This window comes from Paenibacillus sp. YN15, assembly GCF_003285005.1.
Taxonomy (GTDB): domain Bacteria; phylum Bacillota; class Bacilli; order Paenibacillales; family NBRC-103111; genus Paenibacillus_AR.
This window is the reverse complement of sequence record NZ_QMFA01000005.1, coordinates 13,123-39,426: the sequence shown is the minus strand read 5'-3', so window position 1 is coordinate 39,426 and position 26,304 is coordinate 13,123. Positions and strand designations below refer to the sequence as shown.

Annotated in this window: 23 protein-coding genes and 1 other annotated feature; of the genes, 17 read left to right on the top strand and 6 right to left on the bottom strand. The window is 55.5% G+C overall.

Annotated features, from left to right (window positions below; translation table 11 throughout):
• Positions 1–4: 4 nt before the first annotated feature.
• Positions 5–1,789, bottom strand: coding sequence for a sensor histidine kinase (locus tag DQG13_RS06100; protein ID WP_113018861.1), 1,785 nt, complete (start codon positions 1,787–1,789; stop codon positions 5–7).
• Between the two features lie 272 nt (positions 1,790–2,061).
• Between DQG13_RS06100 and DQG13_RS06095 the strand changes: the two genes are divergently transcribed.
• From DQG13_RS06095 to DQG13_RS06085, 3 genes are all read left to right on the top strand, one after another.
• Entirely contained in the window at positions 2,062–2,949 is an 888-nt protein-coding gene (locus DQG13_RS06095) for an ABC transporter permease (protein WP_258525496.1), read from the top strand.
• On the top strand, positions 2,943–3,806 hold the full coding sequence (locus DQG13_RS06090) for a carbohydrate ABC transporter permease (RefSeq protein ID WP_113018859.1): 864 nt from the start codon (positions 2,943–2,945) through the stop codon (positions 3,804–3,806). The genes DQG13_RS06095 and DQG13_RS06090 overlap by 7 nt, the downstream gene beginning before the upstream one ends.
• 87 nt (positions 3,807–3,893) lie before the next feature.
• Positions 3,894–5,387: a type 2 periplasmic-binding domain-containing protein gene (locus DQG13_RS06085; RefSeq protein ID WP_181592608.1), complete on the top strand. Its 1,494-nt coding sequence runs from the start codon at positions 3,894–3,896 to the stop codon at positions 5,385–5,387.
• A 100-nt stretch (positions 5,388–5,487) separates the two neighbouring features.
• Here the strand turns inward: DQG13_RS06085 and DQG13_RS06080 are convergent, their stop codons facing one another.
• Entirely contained in the window at positions 5,488–6,795 is a 1,308-nt protein-coding gene (locus DQG13_RS06080; protein ID WP_113018857.1) for an aminotransferase class I/II-fold pyridoxal phosphate-dependent enzyme, read from the bottom strand.
• A 308-nt stretch (positions 6,796–7,103) separates the two neighbouring features.
• On the opposite strand from DQG13_RS06080, the gene kduI reads away from it, so the two are divergent.
• Both kduI and DQG13_RS06070 read left to right on the top strand, forming a co-directional pair.
• A complete protein-coding gene (kduI, locus tag DQG13_RS06075; RefSeq protein ID WP_113018856.1) occupies positions 7,104–7,937 on the top strand; it encodes a 5-dehydro-4-deoxy-D-glucuronate isomerase in 834 nt (277 codons plus the stop codon).
• 151 nt (positions 7,938–8,088) lie between these two features.
• Positions 8,089–9,084 carry an aldose 1-epimerase gene (locus tag DQG13_RS06070; RefSeq protein WP_113018855.1) on the top strand — a complete coding sequence of 332 codons (996 nt, stop codon included), beginning with the start codon at positions 8,089–8,091 and terminating at the stop codon, positions 9,082–9,084.
• Positions 9,085–9,147: 63 nt separating this feature from the next.
• Here the strand turns inward: DQG13_RS06070 and DQG13_RS06065 are convergent, their stop codons facing one another.
• The gene (locus DQG13_RS06065; RefSeq protein ID WP_113018854.1) at positions 9,148–9,771 is read right to left on the bottom strand and encodes a pyridoxamine 5'-phosphate oxidase family protein; all 624 of its coding nucleotides are present in this window, start codon (positions 9,769–9,771) and stop codon (positions 9,148–9,150) included.
• Between the two features lie 194 nt (positions 9,772–9,965).
• Between DQG13_RS06065 and DQG13_RS06060 the strand changes: the two genes are divergently transcribed.
• From DQG13_RS06060 to DQG13_RS06050, 3 genes are all read left to right on the top strand, one after another.
• Positions 9,966–10,322: a hypothetical protein gene (locus DQG13_RS06060; protein WP_146767109.1), complete on the top strand. Its 357-nt coding sequence runs from the start codon at positions 9,966–9,968 to the stop codon at positions 10,320–10,322.
• Positions 10,323–10,456: 134 nt separating this feature from the next.
• Positions 10,457–12,163 carry an alpha/beta hydrolase family protein gene (locus DQG13_RS06055; RefSeq protein ID WP_113018852.1) on the top strand — a complete coding sequence of 569 codons (1,707 nt, stop codon included), beginning with the start codon at positions 10,457–10,459 and terminating at the stop codon, positions 12,161–12,163.
• An 88-nt stretch (positions 12,164–12,251) separates the two neighbouring features.
• Positions 12,252–13,043 (top strand): helix-turn-helix domain-containing protein, encoded by a 792-nt coding sequence (locus DQG13_RS06050; protein WP_113019012.1) that lies wholly within the window; start codon positions 12,252–12,254, stop codon positions 13,041–13,043.
• A 91-nt stretch (positions 13,044–13,134) separates the two neighbouring features.
• On the opposite strand, the gene DQG13_RS06045 is transcribed toward DQG13_RS06050, so the two are convergent.
• The 3 genes from DQG13_RS06045 to asd form a co-directional block, all read right to left on the bottom strand.
• Positions 13,135–15,096: an LTA synthase family protein gene (locus DQG13_RS06045; RefSeq protein ID WP_146767108.1), complete on the bottom strand. Its 1,962-nt coding sequence runs from the start codon at positions 15,094–15,096 to the stop codon at positions 13,135–13,137.
• A 242-nt stretch (positions 15,097–15,338) separates the two neighbouring features.
• Positions 15,339–16,595 (bottom strand): MFS transporter, encoded by a 1,257-nt coding sequence (locus tag DQG13_RS06040; protein ID WP_113018850.1) that lies wholly within the window; start codon positions 16,593–16,595, stop codon positions 15,339–15,341.
• An 83-nt stretch (positions 16,596–16,678) separates the two neighbouring features.
• The gene (gene asd, locus DQG13_RS06035; RefSeq protein WP_113018849.1) at positions 16,679–17,467 is read right to left on the bottom strand and encodes an archaetidylserine decarboxylase; all 789 of its coding nucleotides are present in this window, start codon (positions 17,465–17,467) and stop codon (positions 16,679–16,681) included.
• Between the two features lie 271 nt (positions 17,468–17,738).
• Here asd and DQG13_RS06030 point away from each other — a divergent pair, with 271 nt between their 5' ends.
• The 9 genes from DQG13_RS06030 to DQG13_RS05990 all read left to right on the top strand — a co-directional run bounded on the left by DQG13_RS06030 (position 17,739) and on the right by DQG13_RS05990 (position 26,304).
• On the top strand, positions 17,739–18,701 hold the full coding sequence (locus tag DQG13_RS06030) for an amidohydrolase family protein (RefSeq protein WP_113018848.1): 963 nt from the start codon (positions 17,739–17,741) through the stop codon (positions 18,699–18,701).
• 417 nt (positions 18,702–19,118) lie between these two features.
• Positions 19,119–19,201 (top strand) — a sequence feature (ribosomal protein L21 leader region).
• A gap of 12 nt (positions 19,202–19,213) precedes the next feature.
• Entirely contained in the window at positions 19,214–19,525 is a 312-nt protein-coding gene (rplU, locus tag DQG13_RS06025; protein WP_113018847.1) for a 50S ribosomal protein L21, read from the top strand.
• Between the two features lie 21 nt (positions 19,526–19,546).
• Positions 19,547–19,897: a ribosomal-processing cysteine protease Prp gene (locus DQG13_RS06020; protein ID WP_113018846.1), complete on the top strand. Its 351-nt coding sequence runs from the start codon at positions 19,547–19,549 to the stop codon at positions 19,895–19,897.
• Positions 19,898–19,903: 6 nt separating this feature from the next.
• Positions 19,904–20,215: a 50S ribosomal protein L27 gene (gene rpmA, locus DQG13_RS06015; RefSeq protein ID WP_113018845.1), complete on the top strand. Its 312-nt coding sequence runs from the start codon at positions 19,904–19,906 to the stop codon at positions 20,213–20,215.
• Positions 20,216–20,388: 173 nt separating this feature from the next.
• Positions 20,389–21,114 (top strand): Spo0B domain-containing protein, encoded by a 726-nt coding sequence (locus DQG13_RS06010; protein ID WP_113018844.1) that lies wholly within the window; start codon positions 20,389–20,391, stop codon positions 21,112–21,114.
• 60 nt (positions 21,115–21,174) lie between these two features.
• A complete protein-coding gene (gene obgE, locus DQG13_RS06005; RefSeq protein WP_113018843.1) occupies positions 21,175–22,485 on the top strand; it encodes a GTPase ObgE in 1,311 nt (436 codons plus the stop codon).
• Positions 22,486–22,795: 310 nt separating this feature from the next.
• Entirely contained in the window at positions 22,796–23,866 is a 1,071-nt protein-coding gene (locus DQG13_RS06000; RefSeq protein WP_258525485.1) for an anthranilate phosphoribosyltransferase, read from the top strand.
• A 599-nt stretch (positions 23,867–24,465) separates the two neighbouring features.
• Positions 24,466–25,419 carry an ABC transporter permease gene (locus DQG13_RS05995; RefSeq protein WP_258525484.1) on the top strand — a complete coding sequence of 318 codons (954 nt, stop codon included), beginning with the start codon at positions 24,466–24,468 and terminating at the stop codon, positions 25,417–25,419.
• A gap of 15 nt (positions 25,420–25,434) precedes the next feature.
• Positions 25,435–26,304, top strand: a complete 870-nt coding sequence (locus tag DQG13_RS05990; RefSeq protein ID WP_113018841.1) for a carbohydrate ABC transporter permease — start codon at positions 25,435–25,437, stop codon at positions 26,302–26,304.

Genomic DNA, 26,304 nt, shown 5'->3' with positions numbered 1-26,304 from the left:
AACATTAGCTCCCTTCTGTCAAACTCTCACGGTCTGTCCACACAGGCAGCTCAATCAGAATGCGGGTGCCTGCCTTCGGCCAGCTGTCCAAGCTCATAGAGTAGTCCCCGCCGAACAAAAGCCGGAACCGCTGATGCACATTCATTAGGCCAATTCCCGTTTTCTCATCCGGCTCATGGTCATGCTCAAGCTGCCGCTTAAGGCGGAGCAGGGTTTCCGGCGCCATGCCTGCGCCGTTGTCCTCAATCTGGATCTTCCACCTGCCGTCGGCAAAGGAGCTGCCCACGAACAGGATACCTGTCTCCGTGCCGGGGGCAAGGCCATGGAAGATGGCGTTCTCCACCAGAGGCTGCAAAACGAATTTGGGCAGCCTGCAGGACAGGGTTGCCGGGTCTGGGTCGCATTCCAGCAGAAACCGGCCGCCATAACGGATTTTCATCAGCTCTACATAATGCACCATAGCCGCCAGCTCCTCCCTGAAGGTAACAGGCGCAGTGCTTTCCTTCAAGGAATAATCCAGTTGGTTGGTCAGAGCGGATATAAGCGAGTCTACCTTGATCAACTCTCCGGCTCTGGCGGAAATACTGATCGCATTCAGTGTGTTGAATAAGAAATGGGGCTTGATTTGGGCATGAAGCGCCTTAAGCTCAAACTGCGTTTTTTTCTCCTCGGTGGCCTTCAGATTGTCAATCAATGTGGCGATTTGCCGGGTCATCTGGTTGAAATGGCGGGCCAGAAGCCCCAGTTCATCCTGCCGCTTGATGGGAATGCTTACGTCGAAGCGGCCTTGGCTCACCTGATCCATGGATGTGGCGATCCGCCGGATCGGCTGGCTTACCGACTTGGAGATAAGCAGCGAGACCACCAGTGAAAGAAATACGGAAAATGCCGCCAGCACCCAAGAAAACCGGGTTAATGCCTGAAGGGGCCTGAGCAGTTCTGTCCGGTCCATCAGCCACACGGCTTGCCATTTCAGCATGTTGCTGTTGCTGCGGGTGATGAAGAAGCGGTTGCCCTCGGGCGACTGCCAATCGGTGCTGCTCCAATTTCCTTCAAAGAGTCCGCCGAAGGGAACCAGCGGGACATACTGCCGCTCAAAAACATCATACGCAGTAAATGGACGGCGGCCGTAGACGGGCTTGCTTTCCGCGTCCAAGAGAACCAGCTCCCCCTTGAACTGGGCGGGAGCGTCAGGCTGCATGGCCTGGTACAGCTTGTCCAAATCCAGATCAATGGCCAGATATTTGGCTGTTTCCCCCGCTCCATTGGCAGATATCCGGATGACGCCCGTCACGGTAAAACCGGAAACAGGGGAGGAATAGGGAGCGGTCCAATAGATGGGGGAGTATTCCAGGACGCTTTCCAGCCCTTCCCGGAATAAAGTGTCGTCCAGCAGCATCCAGCCTGCCCGGGAGGTGCTTACCGTCACCTGGCCATTCTCCACAATGTGCAGATTGCGGGCATGGGCGGACAGATACGTCAGGTTTTCGTTCAGCCAGGTTTGAATGGCGGGTTGGGCAGGGTCAGCCATTCTGGAGTCGTTGGCCAAGGAGACGAACAGGCTGCGGATATTCCGCAGGCTGATCTCTAAATACTCATTGGACTTGACGGCCATTTGGATGGCGTAATCCCGCTGGGCCTGCTCCAACACTCCAGAGGCGACGCTCCGGTAGGCCGCTCCCAAAGAGAGGAAGATCGTTTCCACCAGGATAAAGCTCATCCAGAACATTTTGGCGGAGAGCTTCATTCGGAGCAGATGATGCCGGACAAAACGGGGCAAAACGCCCATCGGGTTTCCCTCCCTTTCTATGAAAACGGAAACAACACTGCGGTTAAGGGTATTATATCGCGTTCAACTCCTGCAGAAAACCATGAATTATTCATCGCCGGATTGTGAAGCTTTTCGTCGGATAGTGAATTTAACCTCCCTCCCCCGTTTTTTATAATAAAAGCAACAGCACACAGAAAGGATAGACGACAATGAGACAGCAAGCATACGCAGCTATTGCCAAGCCTCCGGAAGTGAGGCCGGCCTCCAAACTCAAACGTCTGGCGCTTCTCATGTGGAAGCAGCGGATGTTCTATGTCATGCTGCTTCCGGCTCTTGTATGGTATGCGGTATTTCGTTATGGCCCCATGTACGGCATGCTGATTGCCTTCAAGGAATACAGTCTGGCGGATGGTGTGTGGAGCAGTCCTTGGGCCGATCCCTGGTTCAAATATTTTCGCACCTTTTATGAATCGCCGTATTTTGCCCAATTGTTGACCAATACGTTCCTCATCAGTTTGTACAAACTGCTTTTTGGCATGGTGCCCTCCATTCTTCTTGCCATTGTATTGAGCGAATGCCGGGTCCTGTGGTACGGAAGAGTGATTCAGACCTTAAGCTATCTGCCTCACTTTCTGTCCTGGGTCATTATTCTGGGCATCAGCACCGCTTTTTTCTCCCAGACCAACGGGTTGGTAAACCGGTGGATTGCGGATGCCGGAGGACAGGCGATTCCGTTTATGACCTCTACGGAATGGTTCCGCAGCATTCTGGTGGGCAGCGATGTCTGGAAGGATCTTGGCTGGGGCGCAATTGTCTATCTGGCAGCGATCTCGGGCATTGATCCTACCCTGTATGAGGCGGCGAGAGTGGATGGAGCAAGCAGGCTGCGGATGATTTGGCATATTACCCTTCCGGGCATCCGCAGTGTCATTATTCTTTTGCTGATTATGAAGCTGGGGCATGTGTTGGATGCAGGTTTCGAGCAGGTTTATGTGATGTATAATATTCAAGTGTACCCTGTAGCCGATATTATCGATACCTGGGTGTACCGGGTGGGGCTGCAGGAGATGAATTTCAGCATCGCTTCCGCCGTTGGGCTGTTCAAATCGCTGATTGGACTGCTCCTGGTGGTGGGCTCCAACAAACTGGCCAAGCTTTGGGGGGAAGGAATATGGTAAAGTCGAACGAAGACAAAATCATCAACTGGGTGGTGATTCTCCTGCTGGCTATTGTGGGCATCGCCTCCATATTCCCCCTGCTGTTTGTGCTGTCCATGTCCCTTACCCCCTACGAGGAAGTGATGAAGCATGGCGGCTTCCTGGTTATCCCCCGTTCCATCACCCTCGAGGGATATCGTGAGGTGCTTCAGGGCGATCAAATTCCCCGCGCCTTCGGCGTTACGGTGTTCCTGACCACGGTCGGCACGGCGGTTAACCTGATCCTGACCATGCTGGCCGCTTATCCCCTGAGCAAAAAAAATCTGGTGGGCCGCAGTCCCGTGCTGTTCCTGATTCTGTTCACCATGCTGTTCCATGGCGGCATGATTCCGACTTATCTGGTGGTAAAAGACCTGGGGCTCTTGGATTCTGTATGGGCCATGATTGTGCCGGGGGCCATTTCCACCTTTAATCTGCTGATTATGAAAAGCTTCTTTGAGAATTTGCCGGAGGAGCTGTTTGAAAGCGCGCGTATGGATGGAGCCAAGGAGCTGCGCATCCTGTTCCAGATGGTGCTGCCGCTGTCTCTGCCGGTCATGATGACCATTGGACTGTTTTATGGCGTACAGCATTGGAATACGCTTTTCAGCGCTTTGCTCTATGTGCGGGAGCGTTCCCTGTATCCCTTGCAGGTAGTGCTGCGCGAGATTCTGATCAGTTCCCAGACCATGGATTATGCCAGCGCCCAAGCCAATATTCCCACGGAAACCTTCAAAATGAGCGCTGTCATCCTCTCCAGTCTGCCGATTGTGATGGTCTATCCGTTTATTCAAAAATATTTTGCCAAAGGGGTGCTGCTGGGCTCTGTGAAGGGATAAGTCCCGAAGAAGACAGAAGGAACATGCTGGGTTGTCCGGCGGTTGGCTAAAATGTTAAGCTCACAAAGAAAGGGGTTCAATTCAAACATGACAAAAAGCAGGCAATTGATGATGATGGCAGCGGTGCTGGCTGCCGGAGGCGTACTGGGTGGCTGCGGCGGAGACAGCGCCAAGGAGCAAGGGGCACCAGAGCAGCAGGCCAGTAAAGCTCCTGCAGGTCCGGTGGCTTTATCCATGATGCTCACATATTCCAAGCCCATGCCTGAAGCCAAGGATGATCCGATCAAGCAGTATCTTGACCAGAAGCTCGGCACCAATTTGACCATTAGCACCTATTTGCCCGATGACCAGCGGACGCAGCTGAACGTGGGGCTGGCCAGCGGTTCCAGCGCCGATATGTTCTATGTAAACCGTCAGGATCTGGTGCGCCTGGCCAAGAGCAACCTGCTTCTGGATTTGACGCCGTATCTGGATAAGCTGAAGCCGGCGGTGAGCTATGTGGGCGAGGGACGGCTGAATCTGTCCACCTACAATGGTAAGGTGTATGGCATTCCCCAGACTGAACGGGCATACCAGTATTCTTATTGGCTGCGCAAGGATTGGCTGGATAAGCTGAATCTGCAGATTCCCAAAACCACGGAGGAATTTTTCAATGTGGCCAAGGCTTTTGCCCAGCAGGACCCGGACGGGAATGGCAAGAACGATACCTATGGCTTCAGCGGCCGCCCGACAGAGGCCCTTGGTCCGCTGTTCGGCGCTTATGGAACCACGTATCCCGGCAGCTTTTACATCAAGGAGGGCAAGCTGGTGAATTCGGTCTATGATCCGGCGATGAAGGATGCCCTGGCGTATATCAAGCGTTTTTTTGACGAGAAGATCATTGATCCCGACTTTTTGGCCAATACCAAGCTGCAGCACAAGGACAAGGCCTACCAGGGCCAATTGGGCATGTTCTACTTCAATTGGCCGAATATCAAGACGGATGAATACAAGAAGGTCAATCCCGCCATGGATTGGGTCCAGATCGAGGTTCCTGCGGGTCCGGCAGGCCCAGGAGCTTATGCCAAGGATATGACGGCTTCCGTTCTGGCATTCCCCAAAAGCATCGAGAAGGATAAGGACAAGGTAGAGAAAATCATCGAGCTGGTCAACTATTCCGCATCTCCGGAAGGCTCCAAGGTTGCCATGTACGGGATAAAGGATAAACATTATACGGAGGAGAACGGGGCGATTAAAGTCACTGAGGTGCTGGCCGAACCCCAGGGCTTCGCATACCAGTTTGTGGGACGGGACGAGATGGTTTATTTGAAGACCAAGTTCCCGGATAAGGAGAAGGAATTTGTTTTTGCCAGCAAGCAGCCCTTCATTTCTGTCTATGACAGCATGATCACTCCGCCTGACGGCTTTGTGCTGGGAGACGCCAAACGCTTCATCGAGGAAGAGCTCTGGAAGTTTGTCAATGGCAAGCGGGATCTTGCCACTTATGGGGACTTTGTTGCCCAATTGGAAAATACATTTAAATATAAGCTGTATGTCCAGGCTGCGGAAAGCCAGCTGAAGGAACAGGGTATATTGAAATAAATGTAAAACATGTAAATTAGTATTTAGAAAAGCCCGGACTTTCGCTTTATGCGAAGCGCCGGGCCTTTTTGCATATGTTTTGTTATTGCCTGCGTTCCGTTTACTTGACGGCGGCCTTTTCCAAATCCTGCACGCCATTGTAGATCAGGTCGAACAGATGCTCAACGTTTGCTTCCTCGATGCAGGAGAAGGCTACGCGGAGATCGGTTTCGCCCAAGGCGATGGTGCCTACGCCGTATTGGTCCAGGAGATGCAGGCGAAGCTGCTCGGCGGTTACGGTTTTGAGCTTGAGGCACATAAAGTAGCCGGAGTTGAAGGGATAATAATCCCATACCCCACTGTACTTGCCGGAATCCAGCACAGCCTTGACCTTGTTGGCCCGGCCCTTCATGATCTGGTATTTCTCCGCCCGCTGGAGATCGAAGTCCGGGGATTGGAGGGCCTTCAGCACGAAGGTCTGGGACGGATGCGGGCCGCTGGAAATGGTAGCCCGGATAATGCCCATGGTTTTTTGCTCCAGGGCAGCCAGGACAGCTTCATTGGGATCGGCATAGGTGATGAAGCCCACGCGGAAGCCCCATACATACTCTTCCTTGGTGGCGCCGTCCACCTTGACAGCCAGCACCCGGGGATGCAGGCCTGCCAAAGAACCGAACAGGGACTCGTGGAGGGAGTCCTCGAAGAAGAGTCCGAAGTAAGCGTCGTCGGTAACCACAACCACGTTGATGCCCGCTTCCGCGCCTGCCCGGACGGCTTCCACAATCTTGCGGCCTTCCTCGGCGCCGGGGGTATAACCGGTGGGGTTGTTGGGGAAGTTTAGCACAACGATGGCTTTGCCCTTTTCCTTCTGGGCCAGAATGGCGTCTTTAAGGCCTTCGTCATTGAACTTTCTTTGTTCATTGTAAAGCGGATAATAGACCATTTCTGCACCGCGGCGGATGGAGAAGGTCAGCTCGTAGTTCTCCCAGTTCTTGTCGGGAATGATAACAGCGTCGCCGGGACCGGCGAACAGGTCGGCCACAATGGACAGGCCATGGGTCAGGGCGTTGGTGACAATGGGGTTGCCGTAGCTTTTGCCGGACAGGGAGGGGTTCTCCACTACCAGCTTGCTTCTCCAGGCGGCGCGCAGCTCGGGTTTGCCGGCGGGAGGCGCGTACTCGTACAGGTCTTTGGGGGCGTAAGCGGACAGGGTATCCTGAATCACCTTCAAATGCATGGGCTGGCCGTTTTCCAAAGCGGTGCCGATGGTGGCATTGTATGTTTTGGCCTTGGCTTTGGCTTCGGCGGACTGGCTTAGGATTCCGTCCTTGGGAAAATAAATGAGCTTGCCCAGGTCGGACAGCATTTCGTACAGATGGGGACTGTTCTTCTCAATGGTTTCGTTCAGCTTTTGGGCCAAAGGGTGCATGGGGGGGTCATCCTTCCTCAAATTGGTATACACATTGACAAATATTATACCACCTGCCTGCCGTTTACGTCACCCCAAAGAAAATGTGAAGAAATGAAGTGATATGGTAATTTCGTTCGTAATATGGTACCATATGAACGTAAAGAAAGTTTGAATGAACATGAATGAACCTGTTTGAAACCGGAATTACGTTTATCAGCCGGTTTACCGGTATGACTTTCTATTGCCGCGGCCATGCATAATTAGAAAAATGTTCATGCGCACGCCGGCAACAATCTTTTACCCTATCTAAGGAGGAATTTGTTGTTATGGAAATCCGCTATTCCAATCATCCCCAAGACGTGAAGAAGTATGACACCGAAGAACTGCGCAAGCACTTCCTGGTACAAAACCTGTTTGTACCCGGCGAGCTCAAGCTGGTATATAGCCACAATGACCGCTTCATTACCGGCGCTGCTGTACCCACCACAGGGTCCATCAAGCTGGAAGCCGACGCCAAGGATATGGGCGCGCCCTTCTTCCTGGCCCGCCGCGAGCTGGGCATCATCAACATCGGCGCCAAGGGCACGGTGAAGGTGGACGGCACCGCGTATGAGCTGGACAACAAGGATTGCCTTTATGTAGGCCTGGGGGCAGAGGAAGTGCTGTTTGAAAGCGCCGACGCTTCCGCTCCCGCCAAGTTCTATCTGAACTCCACTCCGGCCCACAAGCAATATCCGACAGTGAAGGCCGCTCAGAAGGACGCCAACCCGCGCCACCTGGGTTCCATCGAAACCTCCAACGAGCGCACCATCTACCAATACATCCACGAGAAGGGCATCCAAAGCTGTCAGCTGGTAATGGGCCTGACTCAGCTGGACCCGGGCAACATGTGGAACACCATGCCCTGCCACACCCATGAGCGCCGGATGGAAGTGTACCTGTACTTCGATATGCCGGAAAACGGCGTTGTTTTCCACATGATGGGACAGCCTACCGAAACCCGCCACCTGGTGATGCGCAACGAGGAAGTGGCCATCTCTCCGAGCTGGTCCATCCACTCCGGCGTGGGCACCGCAGCATATACCTTCATCTGGGGTATGGCCGGCGAAAACCAAGCCTTCGACGACATGGACGGCGTGCCGATGACCGAAATCCGCTAATCCGCTTCATTTGCTTTAGCTCCGGGCCCTTGTGGCTGCGGGGCTTTTGTTTTTGCTTTTGTTTTTGCTCTTGACTTGGCGCTGTCGCATGGTATCCTTTGGGGGAAGCAAGAGAAGGCATATGATTCCAAAACGAACAGGAGACTTGTAGATGTCCGTTTATGAAGCGAAGGTAGGCGAGTTTCAGGGAGAAAAAGCGGTCTGGCTGAAGGCCGGCAAATATGAGGCGGCGATTTTGCCGGAATACGGCGGCAATCTGGTGGCGTTCCGGGATGTGGAGAAGGGATACCGCTTTCTGCATGAGCCGGCCGAAGGCGGCATGGAGGAATTCAAGGCCCATCCCGCCATTTACGGGATTCCGGTTTTGTTCCCGCCCAACCGGTACGAGGACGGCAAATTCCCCTGGAACGGCAAGCTGTATCAATTGCCGGTAAATGAAGCAAGAAACAATAACCATATCCACGGCTTTGTCCACACCATCCCCTGGACGGTGGAGCAGGTTGGCGTGTACGGAAACGAAAGTGTTGTAACTGTCGTCGTTCAGGTGCGGGAGGGGCATCCGGTTTATCAATACCTGCCCTTTGACTTTACCATTCGGCTGACTTATTCGCTCAGCGCCGAAGGCGGTTTGGCCCAGCATCTGTTTATCAGAAACGACGGGAAAGCATCCATGCCGTGCCTCCTGGCCTTCCATACGGCGGTGAGTGTGCCTTTTGCGACCGGCAGCGCTGCCCGGGATTATCTGGTGAAGGTGACCATCGGCGAACGCTGGGAAATGTCAAGCCGCACCCTGCCTACCGGAAACAAGCTTCCTTTGTCGGCGGAGGAGATTGCCCTGCAGGGCGAGGGGCTGAATCCCTTTGCCATACCGTTGGACAACCACTATACGGTCAAGCCCCAGAACGGGCGCAACTTTATGGAGCTGACGGACAAAAAGGAGAATGTGACTCTGGTGTATGATGCAGGCACCTCCTACAAGCAATGGATGCTTTACAACAACGGCGCGCGGGAAGGCTTCTTCTGCCCCGAACCCCAGATCAATTTGGTGAATGCCCCCAACACGGGACTTCCTGCCGAGGAGATCGGCCTGTTCGGGCTGGAGCCGGGCGAGATTTGGGAGGAACGGGCGCGGCTGTATGTAAAATAAGCAAAAGACCCGGAGCGGCAGCTGTTTGCTCCGGGTCTTTTTGCCGCCGCGGGAAATGGCGCCCTATTCCTCCGGCACGGAAGGGGGAGCGTAGGCGCGCATGAGTTGGGCAGTGGCGTCGTCGTCAGGCCGCCCCCGTTCCTCCAGACGGCTGATGATGATATCCCTGCGGGAGTCGGAGAGATTCTGGCCGAATTTGAATTTGGCGCTGATCTCCTCAATGGATACCCGCACAACGGCTACCGCCTTCAGCATTTGCTTGTAGCGGGGGTCCTCCGGGTCAATGGCGGCATAGCCCCCTTCCGGCTGGAGCTTTTCCATAAGGGCGGTTAACGCCGCGGCTTTCTCCGCCGGGTCCTGGACAACATCGGCGAAGCCCTTGATGTGCACCGACTTGAAGAAGGCAGTGGCGGGGCATGCCACAGGCGAATCGCTGAAGGTGGAAGGGATAATGGCATACTCCTTGGCCACGGCGAAGGTGACCTGCCGGTTCCGGGCAAGATCGTCCATTTTTTCCCCTTTGGCTGATCCGTGAAAATAGATGGCTCCGTTGGTGTACGCATAATTCAGCGGCTTCATGTGGGGCCATCCGTCAGGCCCCATTACTCCGAGAAAGCCATAGGAGGCTTCACCCAAAAACGCATCGATTTCTTCGCGGCTTTGGACTTGGAATTCATCTCTTCTCATAATAAGGCAGACCTCCTTGATTCGGCTGGCGGTACGATATGAACGGTATGAAGGATAGAGCGGAAGACAGACAAAGCGGAGGAGGAAAAATGCTTTATTTCTCCAGTCTTATTATACCGGTTTTGATTATGCTTCCCAGTGTGAGTTTTATGTTTTTGTCTCCCCGGCATATGCCGGCAGCGGAAGAAAGGCGGATGCCCCCGCTTTGGACGGCGGCGGAAGCTATCGGGCGGGCCGGCACAGTGGCGCTCCCCCTGTTCTTCCCGTTTCATCTGGAGCGGTGGTACGAGATTGCCGCGTTGGCGGGAATGGCGGCATGTCTGCTTCTGTATTACGCTGTGTGGATCGCTTATTACCGGAACGGCCGCCAGTTTGCCCGGTTGTTCGCCCCCTTATGGGGGCTTCCCGTGCCGCTGGCCGTCTTCCCGTCAATTTATTTCCTGCTTGCCTCCGCGGTGCTCCATGCCCTGCCGCTGCTTGCGGCCGGTCTGATCTTCGGGGCGGCACATATTGCCGTAAGCTTCCGGACCTACCGCCGCACTCTCCAGTAAGCCCCCTGCAATGGAGCAGAGCCGATGCTTTCATCCACAACCGGTTTGACAAACGGAGGCAGGCGTATTATTGTTTAATTAAATGGTTAGATAATAATCTAAATATAATCAATTTCGAGGAAGGATGATGAAATGTGAAAAAACAAGCGGCACTCTTATCCTTGTCCTTGCTTGTGGCCTCCAGCTTGTCTATTCCCGCAGGAGCGCTTGGCGCAGCTGCGCCGGTTGCCCCTGCGGCAGCGGAAAGCCAGCCCGCAGCCGATTCCGGCTCCGCCGCCGGTCAACATGCGATCATGATTCCGCTGCGCTACGCAGCCGAGCTGCTGGGCGCCAGGGTAGAATGGAACGAAGGGGAACGAAGCGCCACGGCTGCAAGAGGAGCCTCTACGCTGAAGGTATGGATCGGCTCTGCGGAAGCGGAGTTGAACGGCGCGAAGCTCAGTCTTGATGCACCGGTCCAATTGGTGAACGAACAGACGGTTATTCCGCTTGCAGTCCTGGAGCAGTTTGCAGGAAGCGCTTTGAGCTGGGACGGACAGCAGCCGGTTGCCCAGGATGATCTGAGCCTCAAGGGAACCGCCTATGTCTATCATCTGCTGCACGGAGACGGGGAGCGTTTGGCTGCCGGTTCCTCCGCTGCCCTGACCCGGACCTTCGGGACGACCAGCACAACGACGGCACTGGCCCAAATTCAGGCCCTGGCTGCCGGGCATCCCAAGCTGCTGCAAGCCAAAACGGAAGAAAACGGCGTCCATACCAACGTGCTCCTGGACTACGAGCTGGACATTCCCCCCGGACGGATCACCATGGTGCTCCGTTTTGACAAACAGGGGCTGGTGGATGACCTGAATGCTTATGCAACGACGGAATCCCTCTATCAGCCTGCCGTTTACGATGATCCGTCGCTGTACACGGAGCGGGAAATGGTGGTGGGTGAAGGTGACTTGGCTCTCCCGGGAGCCTTGACTCTTCCCAAGGGAGACGGCCCTTTCCCCTTGGTTATCCTGGTTCACGGCTCAGGCCCCAATGACCGGGACGAAACCATCGGCGGAGCCAAACCCTTCCGCGATCTGGCCGCCGGGCTGGCGGGCAAGGGAATTGCCGTTTTGCGCTATGACAAAGTGACGGCGGAGCATACCCTGAAGGTGGCGGCGCTTCCCCGGTTCTCCCTGGAGGATGAAACGGTGGCGGATGCCCTGCGGGCAGTGGAGCTGGCCAAAACCCTGAAGGAAATCGACCCGGACAATATTTTCATTGCCGGTCACAGCCAAGGCGGCTATGCGGTGCCGCTGATGCTGGGGCAACCGCAGGGCGCTTCCATTAAGGGAGCGGTGCTTCTGTCCGCCCCCAGCGGCAATATCAGCCAAGTGCTGGTGGAGCAGCAGGAGGTTGCATTGCAGCTGCTGAAGGAAGCCGGTCAGCCCGAAGCGCTGATCGCCCAGCAGCAAGCGGCGGTGGCAGCCTACAAGAGCATGGTGGAAACCATTCAAAACCCGGCCTATTCCGTAGACCGCCTGCCGGAGCAATTCCCCTTGGGGGACCCGTATTGGTGGATCGAGCAGCGGGATTACCAGCCGGCGGAGCTGGCGCAGAGCCAGACCACTCCTTTATTTATCGCCCAGGGTGAAAATGACTGGCAGGTTTCCATGAAGCAGTTCGAGGGCTGGAAGGCTGCCTTGCAGAACCGGGCCAATGTGACCTATGCCTCCTATCCCTCCGTCAACCATCTGCTGGCCGAGTATGGCTCCATATCCATGGGACTGGAGTACGGGCAGCCCTCCAATGTGGCGGCATCCCTTGTGGAGGATGTGGCGGAATGGGTAAACAAGCAGGCGGAATAGCCCGTTAAGAATGATTTTCATTGGCAGCATCGGCTACTTTCGCTACAATAAGCATAAGAAGGATGCGACGGAAGGAAGCGGTAGGCCGATGCTGGACATTTCACCGGATGATTTTATTTTGAAGCCCTCTTTTGCCAAAATTCTCTGTGAGCCCGGCTGGAAATGGCATCGCAGAGAGGCGAGGCTGCCCAATTATGATTTGTTCTATGTCTGGAGCGGAGAAGGGGAGGTGCAGCTGAACGGGATGCAATACCGGATTGGCCGAGGAAGCTGCTTCCTCTTCCGGCCGGGGGACGATACCTATGCGGTGCATAATCCCCAGAAGCCGCTGACCCTCACTTATATCCACTTCGATCTCACCCGGATGCCGGCGCTGGTGCCGGAGCCTTACCGGGTGGTTCGGGAAACGGTGGATTTTGAACGTCTGTTGTCCAGCTATGTACGGCTGTTTCTGGTGGAAAAAACCTTCGGGGCCGAGGTGGAGGCCCGGCTGGTGCTGAAGCAGCTGATGATCCATCTGCTCCGGGAGGACCGGGTGGAGGAGCCGGAGGGGGGCGGCGACAGCGTGCAGCTGACAGAGGCCATCCACGAGGTGGCCAATTACATCCGCCTCCATGCGGCCCGCCAGCATAAGCTGGAGGATTTGGCGGCCCGGGCCAATCTCTCCCCCAAATATTTCTCCACCAAGTTCCGGGCCATGATCGGCCAATCGGTGCAGTCGTATATTATCCGCTCCCGGATTGAGCGGGCGGAGCATCTGCTCCGGTATGCCGGGCTGTCCGTGTCCGAGGTGGCCCATGAGCTGGGGTACCGGGATGTGTTTTTCTTCAGCCGCCAGTTTAAGCATTACACCGGCAAAAGCCCTTCGGAAATGCGGTAGAATAGGCTACAAATAAGCAAGCCCGGTGCAGGAATCCTCTCACAGGAGTCCCGCACCGGGCTTTTGCTTGCGCCGGGCCGCTGCCGTTGCGCTACCGCAACGACTGCTGCTCCGTATCCATAATGTTGTATGCCGGCAGCGCCAGCCGTCCGAGGAAGTCCTCGTCGATTTTGCCTGCCAAATATTGATTGCCAAACAGCATGTCGTATTGCAGCAGTCGGTAGTCCTCCACCAGCGCGCTTGCCTCCTCCGGCACGGTGCCGGAAAGATGGCTTCCGCCGTCTATGGTCAGGTTGCGCAGCAGCCCCGGCAAGGAAGGATACAGCTCCGCATTCAGGGCAAACTGTCCCACCGGCTCAATGCCCAGCGCCTTCAGCGCAAACGAACCCAGGAAAGACGAGCTGATGGTAGCGGGCAGCTCAGCCTTTACCGGAACATTCGTCCAGGTGACCAGGGGCACTGAGCGCATGCTGCGCAGCTCCTCCAGACTCCATTCCTCCGCCAGCGCGGAATTGATAAAGCCTGTCTGCCGGTACACATCATAATCATAACCCAGCATGGGCAGATGGTCGCCATAAAAGACGATGTAAGCCGGCTCTTCCTTTTCCTCAAAATAATCGATCAGCATCTTCAGGCTGGCATCCGCATCCTTGGCTCCCTGGGTATACGTGCTGATAATCTGTCTGGCCTCATCCGTCAGCTCTCCGTCGATGGCAATATCCGTTTGCCCGTACCGGTCGTCGTTGTAAGGCCCGTGATTCTGCATGGTGACCGCATAGATGAAGACCGGCACCTCCGACTTCTCCACCTCCCGGATAATGCTGCGGGAAACCTCGCTGTCGGCGATGAAGGCGCCCTTATATTCCGGCTCGGTAAAATGGGTCAGACTTTTGAAGCCCTCGAAGCCCATCCACTTGTACACATTGTTCCGGTTCCAGAACCAGCCCTCATAGGAGTGGACGGCCAGACTGCGGTAGCCGCGGCTTTCAAAAAAGCTGGCCAGGCTGGGAATGGGCTGGCTGATGTACTGCTGGTAAGGAACGGAGCCGCTGGGCAAAAAGCTGGTGGAAAACCCGGTCAGCACCTCAAACTCCACATTGCTGGTGCCGCCTCCGAACTGGGGCGTCAGCATGGTGCTGGCCCCGTAGCGCTCCTGGAGCCTGTGGACGGTGGGCAGCGGGTCCTCGCTGAAGGTGACGCCGGGCAGGAGCGTCGGGTCCCAAAACGCCTCGCTCATCACAAAGATCACATGCGGCAGCTTTTCCGCCGGTTCAGCGGTGTCCGCCGCGGCGCTTGAGGCTTCTCCCCGCAAGGAGGCAAGTCTGCCGGCAATGCTGTCAATGGCCTGCTCTCCGTAACCGGCGGGTTTGGTAATAATGGAATTTTTCACATTCAGGGTGAAAGCCAGGGCAAAGCCGTTGTTGCCGTAGTTTTCCTGCTGATTCCAGATAATCTGGGCCACTCCGGCCTGGTACAGCATCTTGTTGGCCCAGGAATTCTGCAGGGCAAAGGAGGTCAGCCCCGCCGCGGCCACCAGCACCAGGGCAAGCCTGCTCCACCAGGAGGGGGCAAGGCGTCCCAGCTTGAACCGGAGGACCACCAGCGCCGCCACCACCAGCACAATGCCGCCGATCCGGATATAGGCGTTGGGACCGGTCACCAGCGGGGCGATATTCATCCCCTCCTGATTGAGCAGAATATCCCAGGGAAAGAACGGCTCGCCGATCAGCCGGGTCTTGAAGTAGCTGACCAGGGAACCCACGGACAACAGCAGGGTCGCCAGTGATATGGCAGGCAGAAGGGAACCAATGATTCCGTAACACAGCAGCAGCAGAAAAAAAGTCAGCAGGGCATTCAGCAGAAAAATGTCGCGGCTGCCATCCATCCAGGAGCGGACCTGGGAGAAGGAGCCTCTGATCATCCATTCCATGCCCAGGCACAAGGCCAAGGCGGCAAGACCCAGGATTGCCGAAATGCAAACGGACTGCCAAAGCGTAAGGGAAGGGTTTTTACGGGCAGGAAGCTTGCGGAGGGCAAGCCGGGTTTCTCTCATGATTTCACACCTTTCATCGTGATTGTGGAATTTCGGGTGTACCGTTGGGGGAGCCGCCTCATGAAAAAAGGAGCCTGCGCAGCACGGCAGGCTCCATCAGATTTCAACAAAAGGTGTTTCGGCTTCCCGCTTGGCCGGTATGCACCGGCTTTCAGGGCGGCCCCAAGCGCCTGTACTTTTTATGGTACCAGCAGGGATTGATCAAATTGTGAAACAATTGTAAAGGAAATGTAAATTCGGCCTTATTCACCCGACCAGGAGCGGACCGTTTTGTCTGCAGGCAGCAGGAACGTCAGCAGTCCCAGCAGGGGGAGCACCGAGCAAACCTTCATGACGAAGCTGATGCTGGTAAAATCGGCCATGGCGCCCAAGGCGACGGAGCCCAATGCCCCCATGCCGAAGGCAAGGCCGGTGATCAGGCCGGACACGGTGCCGATTTTGCCGGGAACCAGCTCCTGGGCATATACCACGGTAACGGAAAAGCTGGAGAGCAGGATAAAGCCCATCACCGCCAAAATCGGGTACGCCCAAAAGGTGTTGGCAAACGGCAGCAGAAGCGCAAACGGAGCGCTGCCCAGCATGGAGAAGAACAGAATGTTCTTGCGTCCGAACCGGTCTCCCAGCGGTCCGCCGAAGAAGGTGCCCACAGCGCCTGCGGCCAGGAAGGTGAAGATATACCACTGGGCATTGCCGATGCCGGTATGGAGCACGTCGCGCAGATAGAAGGCGTAATAATTGGAGATGCAGGCGGAATACCAGGACCTGGCGAACACCAGCACCACCAGCATGATGACGGCGTTGCGGATTTTGCGCTTGCGCTCGGTGCTGAACACGGCGGCGGCAGAGGTTCTGGCAGCCCGCGGATTGGTGATCAGGTAGGAGCGGTACCACTTGGCTACAAAATATTGGACGATAATGGCGGCGCCGGCCACAAAGGTGAAATAAATGGCGCCGAACTGCTTGGCGCTGACGAAGATCAGCGCGGTCATAATGGGACCGAGGGACTGTCCCGCGTTGCCCCCCACCTGGAAAATGGACTGGGCCAGGCCGCGCTGCCGGGGGGAAGCGGCCATATTGGCCACCCGGGAGCCTTCGGGGTGGAACACTGCCGAGCCCAAGCCGATCATGACAACAGCGGCAATGACCTGCCAATATTGGGTGGCGAAGGCCAGGGTCAGCATGCCGAAGAAGCTGGCCACCATGCCGGTGGGAAGCAGCCAGGGGGACGGTTTTTTGTCGGTGTACAGCCCCACAACCGGCTGGAGAATGGACGCGGTGACATTGAGGCCGAAGATGACGAAGCCGACCTGAAGGTAGCTTAGATTCATGCCATCCTCCAGAATCGGCAGGATGCTTTGAATAACGGACTGCATGGAATCGTTCAGCAGATGGACCAGGCTGATGGCGAACAGCACACCGTAAATGGTAGCCTGATTGCCTGATGATGCCGGACCGGAGCTTTGGGCGGCCCCTTTTAGCTGTGATGCGGATACGGACAAGGTTTTCTCTCCTCTCTAATAGGCAAACCGGCCTCGGCCGCAGGGAATGCGGGAAGCCGGCTGTTTTCGTCCAATAATCGGTTTTACTTGGCGTGCAGAAGCCCCAGGATTTCCCCCATTTTAAGCTTCATGCCGGTCTCCAGATCCGCTCTGGGGGTGAAGGTGCCGTTTTCGAACAGGAGCACCACAGTGGAGCCAAACTCAAAGTATGCCAGATCGCCGCCGCGGGTAAGGCAATTCGGCAATGGGGTTACGTATTGAATGCTGCTGACGTTCATGGCGCCTACCTTGACCACCGCCAGCTCGCCGTAATCGTGGCGGATATAGGTCACCAGGCGCTCGTTGCGGGACAACACGCGCTTCATGTGGACCAGCCCGAAATCATTCACCGGATATACCTTGCCGGGGATATGCTCCTTCTCCAGGATTTTGCCGGCAACGGGGGAATGAATCCGGTGGTAATCGGTGGGACTTAAGTACAGCACCATAAAAAATCCGTCGGTATAGCTGACGAGCCGGGGGGATTCGTTCAGAAGCTCCTCCAGGGTGTAGTCCTGGCCTTTGATTTGCAGGAGCTGCCCCTCCCGGATGGGGCCCATGCCGGTGATCAGGGAATCCACGGGGCTGACGGCAATATCCGCATCCCCGGCAATGGGGCGCAGGCCCGGCTTCAGCCGCCGCGAAAAGAAGTCGTTCAGCGACGCATACTCCCGGACATGCTTTTCCGCATCCTCCACCCGGATTCCATAGGTGCGGGCGAACCAGGGAATCAGCCTGCGGCTCGCCTTGGATTTGGCAAAGGAGCCGGTCAGGCGCGAGATGGACTTGCGGGAGGATAATTCTGTCAGCAATCGAAAAAATCGCTTCGCCATAGGCGTAATTCACCTGTTTCCTTCTGATGTTGGAGCCAATATCATCTATACTACCATTCCGCTTTCCATCTGTCACCATCCGCCTTTAAGCAGCTTGGGGTCGCTCAAAACCATCACTTCCCCAAAGGGTCCTGCCGGGCGGCGTTTATTCCAATACTCATTTGAGCGAAAGGGGAACGGTTTTCTCCTTCCTGCGTATTAGCTTTAACCGTTTCCAATTGATGGGATATGGGAGCAGGCTGTGGACGTCATTCATATCGGGGGTATCCAAATGAAGCAGCAATTTATGGAAGCGCTGATGCAAGAGTCTTTGTCCGGGGTTGCCCGCATCCCCAAAAGCGATTTGCACAGCCATGCAGGCCGGGGTGGCAATATCCGCTATGTATCCCGCTGGGCCAACACTGCCATTGATCCGCCGTCGGAGCGGTTTGCATCCTTGGGCGGGATGGCGGATTGGTTTGTCGCCCATGTGAAATGCCATTGCCCCGGACTGGAGGGATACCTGATCCGAGTCCAAGCTTCGTTTATCCAGGCTGCCGAAGATGGCATCCGGCTTCTGGCGCTGAGCTTCGGATTGGATGAAGTCCGGGCATTGGGCGGTATGGAGCTTTTCATCCGGACAATGAATGAGCTGCGAAGCCGCTTTGCGCCGGAAACGCTCTTTATGCCGGAATTGGCTTTGGACCGCGGCTCCAATCCCGATGAGGCGAAGGAGGAATTTGAGGCGGCGCTGGCCAGCGGCTGGTTCCGTTCCGTGGATATTTGCGGGAATGAATTGGCGCAGCCTGCTTCGCGCTTCAAGGGCTTGTACCGGTTGGCCCGGAGCTATGGGGTTATGCTGCGCGCCCATACGGGTGAGTTCGGAACAGCGGATGATGTCCTGGAGGCGGTGGAGGAGTTGGAGCTGGATGAGGTCCATCACGGCATCGCGGCAGCGCAGTCGCCCTTGGTCATGAAGCGGTTGGCGGATGACGGCATCCGTCTCCATGTATGTCCCACCAGCAATATTATGCTGAGCCGGGTGGAGAGCTATGGCAGCCATCCCATCCGGCAGCTTTATGATTACGGAGTGCCGGTCACCGTTAACACGGATGATTTGCTGATTTTTGACCAGACTGTTTCCCAGGAGTATCTGAATCTGTACCGGTCCGGGCTGATGACGGCGGAGGAGCTGAACGCCATCCGGGAGGAGGGGCTTAAGGCGTATGGGCCAGGAAAAGGCGGGCGGGGATGACAATTATCAGCTAATTGACATGAACAAAAGCAGCTTTTAAAGCATGTTAGCGCTCAACAATTGTATGCTAACAGAGCATAAGGCGCAGTTTCGCGGGAATAGCGGGCATGAAATGATCGCTATTACATGAAAACGGCCCTTTTGGGAGGCGAATGGAGGTGTTAGCAATCATTTTAGGTATCCTAATGCAGCCATTATGGGAGGATTTGAAGCCATAGCGAACATTTTGTGGCGCTTACATGTTCCCATATCCGCCCAGCGCTTTGCCTGTACATCCGCCTCTTGCCGATTCTTCACGCGACCTTGCGCTTCATGGCGGTGAAGCCGGTTTTTCCGAGTGGAACCGCCTATAGGTACCGGTAAAAACACCCTTGCCAACATGGGCATAATATGATATCCTATTTTGGTATGTTGTAAAACATGCTGCAACCGCACGGGTCGGGTACCTGAAGCATCGGCCAAGCCGGTCACCTGGACTCACGGCGAGTCTCAACATGAGGAGGTGCAACGAAATGTACGCTGTTATCGAAACAGGCGGTAAGCAATACAAGGTTCAACAAGGCGATGTATTGTACATCGAGAAGGTTGACGCTGCTGAAGGCGACGTGGTTAAGTTTGACCGTGTTCTCCTGCTTTCCAAGGAAGATGGCCTGGTAGTAGGCTCTCCCCTTGTAGCCGGCGCTTCTGTTTCTGCCAAGGTCGAAAAGCATGGCAAGGACAAGAAGATCATCGTGTTCAAATATAAGCCCAAGAAAAACTACCGTAAGAAGCAAGGCCACCGTCAGCCTTACACCAAGATCACCATCGAAAGCATCCAGGCTTAATCGGCAGGGGAGCGGCTTTCCATGATTAAGGTGAGGATTGAACGGTCCGCGGAGGGGAGCATTCATTCCTTTACCGTAACGGGCCATGCAGGCTACAATGATCCCGGCAAGGATATTGTCTGCGCCGGTGTATCCGCTGTTACCGTAGGAACCTTGAACGCCATTGAGAAGCTGACGGGCCTCGAGCTTGCCGGCCGGGTGGAGGAAGGGTTTCTGGAGGCCGCTGTGCCGGAGCTTGCTCCCGGCGAAACGGCTGACCGGGTCCAGCTTTTGCTGGAGGCGATGGTAGTCATGATACAGTCCATACAAGAATCCTATGGTGCGTTTGTCACCATTCGGGACGGACATACAACCAAATCAAGAAGGAGGTAGACATCCATGTTGAAGCTTAATTTGCAGCTGTTCGCTTCCAAGAAGGGTGTAGGTTCCACCAAGAACGGCCGGGACAGCATCGCGAAGCGTCTGGGCGTGAAGCGTTCCGACGGACAGACGGTTACTGCTGGCAGTATTCTGGTCCGTCAACGCGGCACAAAGATTCATCCTGGCATCAATGTCGGTCTCGGCAAAGACGATACTCTGTTCGCAAAAGTGGAAGGAGTCGTCAAGTTCGAGCGCTGGGGTCGCGACCGTAAGAAGGTCAGCGTCTACCCGGTAGAAGCAGCACCGGTTGCTGCGACAGTGGAAGCTTAAGGACTCGCGACTAAAACTCCGGCAGAATTGACTGCCGGAGTTTTTTTGGTGAGAGGCCTCCACGAGGGGGGCCTCATCTTGCCGCGGCGTCTTGGAAGGTGTGCAGATGCTTTTGAAGGTCGGTTTTCGCATCCGCGTAAAACGCACAGGTCAATGGAAGGCGGGAAAACGGGATGGCAAGTCGGATTGGATGGCGGGCCGCGGCAGGCGCTGCAAGTGTGCTGGCTTTGGCGGCTCTTGTTATATGGCCGATGCCGCTTTTGGCGAGGGTGGCATTGGCGGTAATTGCCGGGGGTTCTGCATGGATTCTGGGTGCAGTCACGCTGAACGGGCGCAAAGTCCAGGAGAGGGAAACCATTCTCCGCCTCCTGACCCATTACAGGCATGACTGGATGAATGAGCTGCAGGTATTGTTTGGATACACCCGTCTGAAGAAGTACGATATATTGCCGGAATATATGGATAAGATAAGGATGTCCGCGCTTCAGGACAGCCTGATCTGCAAGCTGGGGAATCCGGCTTTGGCCGTGTATCTGATGGAGCGGCGGGTATCCGGCGGCAACTGCCGGGTGGAAGTGGAATTGGAGAAGGAAATGAATCTGCAAAAGCTGGCCATGTCGGAAAGGGATGTATTCCGGCTGGTGGAGGGTGTGTCCGAACGGCTGATCCGCCATTCCTCTCCCGCCCAGGGAGAGCCTGCTTTGCTCAGCCTGGGATTTGACGAAGAGGAATCGGAGGTCCTGGTGGATTTTGTATTCCGGGGCGAGGCGGATTGGGAGCGGCTCCGCGCGGCGGTGTCGGATTTTCTGCAGAAGTATAAGGATAAGCTGAGTATCAGGGAAGAAGAATATAGGGAAGACCAAGCGGTTATTGCGCTGGCGCTTCCGTTTCCAACATAAATGCAATCACCCATATGAAAAATGGGCATTCAGGTATTTTCACAAAAAGGGTGTGGCTTCATGTTTGTAGATACAGCGAAGGTGTTTGTTAAAGGGGGAGACGGCGGGGACGGCATCGTCTCGTACCGGCGGGAGCTCTATGTGCCTAACGGGGGACCGGCAGGCGGAGACGGCGGGGACGGCGGAGATGTGATCTTCCGTGTGGACGAAGGTTTGCGGACTCTGATGGATTTCCGCTACCAGCGTCATTACAAGGCTCCCAAGGGTGAGCGCGGCCAGACCAAAACCCGGCACGGCGCCAATGCGGAGGATATGATCGTCCGTGTGCCGCCGGGAACTCTTCTGGTGGACGACGATACCAAAGAAGTGATTGCCGATATGACCCGGCATGGCCAGGAGATTGTTATCGCCAAGGGCGGCAAGGGCGGACGGGGCAATGCCCGGTTTGCCACGGCCAACAATCCGGCTCCGGATATTGCGGAGAAGGGCGAAGAGGGACAGGAGCGCTATGTGCTGCTGGAGCTGAAGGTGATGGCGGACGTAGGGCTTGTGGGTTTCCCCAGCGTAGGCAAATCCACGCTGTTGTCCATGGTGTCGGCGGCTCAACCCAAAATCGGGGCTTATCACTTTACGACCCTGACCCCCAATCTGGGTGTGGTGGACGTGGAGGATGGCTTAAGCTTCGTCATGGCCGATCTGCCCGGACTGATCGAGGGGGCGCATACCGGCATCGGTCTGGGGCATGAGTTCCTGCGCCATGTGGAACGGACCCGGATTATTGTCCATGTGGTGGACATGTCCGGCAGCGAAGGCCGTGATCCCTATGACGATTGGCTGAAAATCAACGATGAGCTCAAGCTTTACAATGCAAAGCTTGAGCGCCGTCCCCAACTGGTGGTTGCCAATAAGATGGATATTCCGGAAGCGGCGGAGCATCTGGAGGAATTCAAGCGCAAGCTGGAGGAGAACCATGGCATTACTGAGGTGATCCCGATCTCGGCGGCTTCCCGTCAGGGAGTGCGCGAGCTGATCTTCCGGATCGCCGGCCTGCTGGCTGCAGTGCCTGAAGAACCGCTGGAAGAGGAAGATGAGAATCCGGTTCAGGAACGGGTGGTGTACACCTTTGCCAAGCAGAAGGACCCCAAGGACTTTGCCATTCATCAGGATGAGGATGGGGTGTTCGTGGTGGAGAGCGAAAACATCGAAAAGATGATGCGCCGGTTGAATTTTGCCTCCGATGATACCGTACTCCGCTTCGCAAGGACTCTGCGCAAGATGGGCGTTGACCAGGCTTTGCGGGACCGCGGCGCCAAGGACGGGGATACTGTCCGGATTAATGAGTTTGAGTTTGAATTTAGCGAAAAAGGCTGAAGCCGCAGAGTTGCTGCAAGCGGCAGGGCCAGTGGAAGACCTCCGGGTGAGCCGGGGGTCTTTTTGCGCTTTTGCAAGTTGAACTTTTTGTGACAAAGTTGTATATTTGAAATGTTAGTTATGCTAACATAGTATAAAGAGATAAGGGAAGAATTGATGGCGTTTCGTACATTAATATATCATATGTAGTAATATATGCGTTTAGTAATCGCATTTTATTTAGAGCAGATGGCTTGGACAGAGAGAGGTATGTCTGATTAATGAAATGTTCCATGTCATGAGGGCTGCGGTCCCTGTTAAAGGAGGCTACATGATGAAACAGTGGATAAAAGCGGTGGGCACCACGAAAAAAGAAGCGCGGCATCTCACCTATGACGAGGCTGTTGCCGCCGCTCATGCCATTGCCAGGGGAGAATCCACGGAAGCCCAGACGGCGGCTTTTTTGACGGCTGTGCGGATGAAGGGAGAAACCGACCAGGAAGTGACCGCGTTTGTGGATGTATTCCGGAAATATTCGCTCCCGTACGCTTCCTTTTCCGACTCCCTCAACTGCGCGGGCGTGTATGGAAGGCGGCAGATTCTGCCGGTTACGCTTCCGGTGGGGCTATTGATGGCATCCGTGGGCTTTGCCCAGGTATTGCACGGCAACGGTGCCTTTGGCGGCGGCCAAGGGGCTACAGCGGGAGAGCTGCTGCAGGGGCTGGGGGTGCAGACGGATTTGGCTGCAAGCGATTGGGAATCCGTCTTCGCCGCCGCGAAGATCGGCTATATCCGCACCGACCGGATGTGTCCCGCCTTGGCGGGCATCCGCCGGTTTCAGGAGGAGGTGGGGCTGGACACCTTCATGGGCCAGGTGGAGCGGATTCTCAATCCGGTCCATTCCCATCAGATGCTCATCGGCGCCGGACAGCGGTTTTCCGTGGAAAGTCTGGTGCGGATTCTGCCCAAGGTAGGCATCAAAAAGGCCATTATTGTGCAGGGCATGGAGGGGTCGGAGGATCTGTCCATTGCCAAAACCTCCACCATCCGGACGATTTCCCCGGATACCGATGAAACCGCCATTCTGGAGCCGTCCACCTTCGGCTTTTCCGGGCATATTCTGGAGTCCATGCCCCCTTCCCGGCAACTGGAGGCGCTGACCCGGCTGATCCAGGGGGATGATTCCCCGGAGCTGTGCAACGAACGGGAGCATGTGATTTATAACGCGGGGCTGCGGCTGTACTGGAACGAGAAGGTGTCCTCCTACGAGGACGGCTTCCAGCTGGCCCGGGAACTGTATGCCCGCAAGGAAGCCTGGAAAGCGCTGAAGAAGTGGCGGGACCTGACCGCAGCCTATACCCCGGAGAGCTCCCGGAAGAAGAATGAGGCCGCGGGGGCGTGAAGCGCTGCCAGGCCGATGGAGCGGCGGATGAGTGGCAGCAGCGTGGGCATTTTTGGCGGGCGGCATGTTGTTGCGGAACTCAGCGACTCTTATTGCGGTAAAAGCGGGAATTTGGATTTTTTGCGGAACTCAGCGACCCTTATACGGCTTTACTCGGCAAAAATGGGGCGGAATGAGGCTGCGGCGGGCATAAGCGCTTCTTAGTTCCATTGGAACGCCAATAAGCCGCAAAAGCTGCTTTAAGAGCCGTTCAGTTCCGTTTTGCGGCAAGCCTCTGCCCTCTGGCCCGGGTCCCCGAGAAATTTCCCGAAAGAAGAATAAAGCGGCGGGGCATGGGGGTTTTTTCCCGCCTGACCTGTTCTTGATCCCTGCGGTTTGCTCCGCCTTCTACCCGATGCTCTGCATCGGTTTTTTTGCCGTTCACGGCAAAGGCGCGTTCAAAAAATTTTGGAGCATTTCAAAAAATCAGTGGTAATGCCTTTCCTGCCCAACGGACTACAATGATGGTGCAAGGCCGAAAGAGGAGATCCGGGCAAAACAGACGGAATGCCGCCTCTGAAGGGCCTGGCAAGAAAAGCTTGGGGAGGAGAGACACAAACATGAAGATGTACGAACAGGCACCTGCTCCCGCCGTGATCCCGGTCAAACCCGCCAATTCGCTGTGGTCCAGGATCAGGCGGTACAAAGTGCTGTATCTGCTGCTTCTGCCATCGCTGGTGTACTTTGTGCTGCTGAAATATCTGCCCATGTTCGGGCTGGTGATCGCGTTCAAAAAATACAGTTTGGCTCTTGGTTTTTGGGGCAGCGAGTGGGTAGGGCTGAAGAACTTTACCGACTTTATTACCGGGGTGTATTTCTGGGATATTATGGGAAATACCATGATTATTTCGTTTTATAAACTTTTATTCGGGTTTACGGCTCCCATCATTCTTGCTCTGATGCTGAATGAGGTCGGCATAAGCTGGTTTAAGCGGGTGATTCAGACCATTACGTATTTGCCCCATTTTATTTCGTGGGTTATTGCCTACGGATTGATGGTGGCGCTGTTTTCTCCCGGTGAGGGTCTCGTGAATCTGCTGTTGAAGGAAAACGGCTTTAGCACCATCTCCTTTCTGACGGAGCCGGAATGGATCAGGCCGTTGATTGTAACCTCCGATATCTGGAAGGAAATCGGGTGGGGAGCCATTCTGTACCTGGCCGCGCTTGCTGGCATTGATCCTTTTTTATACGAGGCATCTCGCATCGACGGGGCCTCTAAATGGCGCCAGCTCTGGCATATTACTCTGCCTGGCATCCGCAATGTGATCATTATTCTGTTTATTATGCAGCTAAGCCGGATACTGGACGCAGGCTTCGACCAGATTTACATGATGGCCAACACCTTCAATCAGGAAAAGGCGGATATCATCGACACCTGGGTATACCGCCAGGGTCTGGAGCGTATGCAGATCGGACTGGCTACAGCCGTGGGACTGTTCAAATCGGTGATCGGATTTGTTCTTGTTATCGCCGCCAATAAAGTGGCCAAGCGGTTCGATGGACAAATTTGGTAGGGAGGATATCCGCATATGAAAAAAAGAGGAAGCCAGTACATCTCTTCCGGCATTATCTATGCCGTTCTGATAATTCTGGCGGCGGTAACGCTGTTTCCGTTCCTGTATATTGCCGGGGTGTCTCTGACCACCCAGTCGGAGATCATGCGGCGGGGAATCGTCATCATTCCCGAACGCGTCACCTTTGAGGCTTACCATTCCGTCTTTCGAAGCTTCGGCATCGGCCGCGCCTATCAAATCACGCTGTTCCGAACCGGCGTGGGCACCTTGCTGAACATGGTCTTTACCGTTTTGCCCGCTTATGTTCTCTCCAAGCGGGGGATTCCGGGCCGCAGCGGACTGCTGCTGTTCGTCGTGTTCACCATGCTGTTCAGCGGCGGGCTGATCCCCACTTATATCATTGTGAAGTGGCTGGGCTTAGTTAACACAATCTGGTCCCTGATTGTGCCGGGACTGATCAGCGTGTTCAATCTGGTAATCATCAAAAGCTTCTTCGAGCAGCTGCCCGTGGAAATTGAGGAGTCCGCGAAGGTGGATGGGGCCAGCGAATTGACTACCCTCATCCGGATTGTCCTGCCGCTTTCCCTCCCGTCCATTGCCACCATCGGGTTGTTCTATGCCGTTACCCACTGGAATAGCTATTTTGATGCGATTATGTACATCAATGATTCCAATCTGATGCCGCTGCAGGTGCTGCTTCGCAATATCCTGCTGAATTTGCAGAATATCTCGCCTGACAGCGGCCTGGATCAGGATGACCTGGTCAGCTCCACGGCGGTGCAGATGGCCGCGGTGATTGTCTCCACATTGCCAATTCTCTGTGTATATCCGTTTATCCAGAAGCATTTCACCAAGGGGGTCATGCTGGGAGCGGTCAAGGGCTAA